This window comes from Mesorhizobium sp. M0751, assembly GCF_040320265.1.
GTDB lineage: Bacteria > Pseudomonadota > Alphaproteobacteria > Rhizobiales > Rhizobiaceae > Mesorhizobium.
In genome coordinates, this window is the sequence record NZ_JAMYPH010000064.1 from 1 (window position 1) to 1,784 (window position 1,784).

General features: G+C 57.1%; 2 protein-coding genes. Both read right to left on the reverse strand.

The window, feature by feature from the left end:
* Positions 1–79: 79 nt before the first annotated feature.
* Positions 80–436: a Rieske (2Fe-2S) protein gene (locus NKI19_RS32595; RefSeq protein WP_352567703.1), complete on the reverse strand. Its 357-nt coding sequence runs from the start codon at positions 434–436 to the stop codon at positions 80–82.
* Between the two features lie 21 nt (positions 437–457).
* On the reverse strand, positions 458–1,675 hold the full coding sequence (locus tag NKI19_RS32600; protein ID WP_352567704.1) for an NAD(P)/FAD-dependent oxidoreductase: 1,218 nt from the start codon (positions 1,673–1,675) through the stop codon (positions 458–460).
* Between the last annotated feature and the right edge of the window lie 109 nt (positions 1,676–1,784).

Here is a 1,784-nt window from a genome sequence, read left to right on the forward strand (position 1 = left end):
CCTCGCGAGATCGCTGCCGGCTTGGGCCGCCATCGATGGTGTTCCGTGCTGCTGAAAGCTTAAGCAGAAACTGCTTTGTTCACTCTACGGGAAGTCGCAGCAGGACCTGGCCGTCTTCCACCTTCGTCTTGAACACGGTGATTGGGCATTCAGCCGGGCCTTGAACCACTTCCCCGGAGGTGATCTCAAATTGAGCACCATGCAAAGGGCACTCGATAAGAGTCCCTTCCAGCCAGCCGTCGGAAAGGAGAGCGAATGCGTGTGAACAAACGTTATCGGTCGCGTGTACTTTGCCGCCGATCAGATAGATGGCAATTCGGTTGTCGTCGATTTGGAACGGTGTCACAGTCTCCTCTTGAAGGTCGGAAAAAGGGCAAAGAATGACCCATTTATAAGTCTGCGGCGCCGTATCTATGTTATTTGCTACTGTTATCACAGGTAACTCCGATTGCCACGATTAGCCAGTTGCCAGGTAAATATCGGACGGATCGACTTCCTCGGCTCGGCTCAAGATATCCGGCGATATAGGCCTGCCAGCCTTGGCGTCTCGCCGGAGCTGCATCATGTCACGACCTGGGTTGACTCCCACGGCACTGACAAAACGTCCCTGGTCATCGGCGCCAATCTCCAGCCACCGTTCGCTCGCGACGTCTCCGATGCGGTACAGGCGGGTCGCGAGGGCTGGCAGCCCGAATGACTGGATGGTTACGCCGCACTGATCGGACCAGAACCACGGTAGGTCCTGATACTGTGCATCGAGACCGCACATAACTTGTGCGGCCACAACGGCCTGATCGCCGGCCACAGTCCAGCTCTCACTGCGTAGCCGCCGGCCAAGCGCGGGCAAAGGATAGTTCGTCACTTCTCCGGCAGCATATATTCCCGCAACGGACGTTTCGCAGCGAGCGTTCACAAGGATCCCGTCAGCGGTGTCGATGCCAGCGTCAGCGGCGATTTGCGCATTAGGCCCAATCCCGATGCCAATAAGCACCACGTCAGCAACGATCGCCCCTCCATTCCAAGTCAGAACGACCTCGCCCTTTGAATTATTCGACATACGCAGATTCGCACAGTTCAAACGGAACTCACCACCTTCGCTCGAGTGACGCGTTGCGATCCATTCTGACAAAGAGAGGGAGGCGCTACGCGGCAGCAGTCGCGGCGCTAGCTCAATGACCGTTGTTTGACAGCCCAAGCGGCGAGCCATCCCCGATACCTCCAGCCCTATAAAACCCCCGCCTACAACTGCCAGCCGCCGGCCAGGCGCAAGAGCCGCGCGCAATCGCAAAGCGTCTGCTTCAGTGCGCAAATAATGAATTTGTGCCGGGTCCACACCGGAGTTCTCGAAGAGCCGTGCTCGAGATCCCGTTGCGATCAACAGCTTGTCGTAGTGTTCCGGTTTGCCGATATCAGTATGGACGATGCGTCGAACAGGGTCGATCAGGGTGGCCTTCGTCCCATCCCGCAAAACGACGCGGTCTGCATACAGCTCAGACCCTTTCAGGGTCGGCCTCTTGCCCCCCAAAAGAAAGTCCTTGGATAGCGGCGGCCTGTCATAGGGTGTCCCGCTTTCGCTATGAATCAGGACCGTGCGCTGCTCAGGACACAGCTCGGCGAGCGTGGTGGCAGCACGATGCCCTGCTAGTCCTCCTCCGATGATAACGACCGTTTCCATAAACCTTCCTCAGCGCCCTGGCGACTCTGACCGTTACCAACATGACAAACAGAAACAAAAATGTGGAGACGCGCCAGTGTCAAATTCCTGCGAATTTGTTCAGCACAGA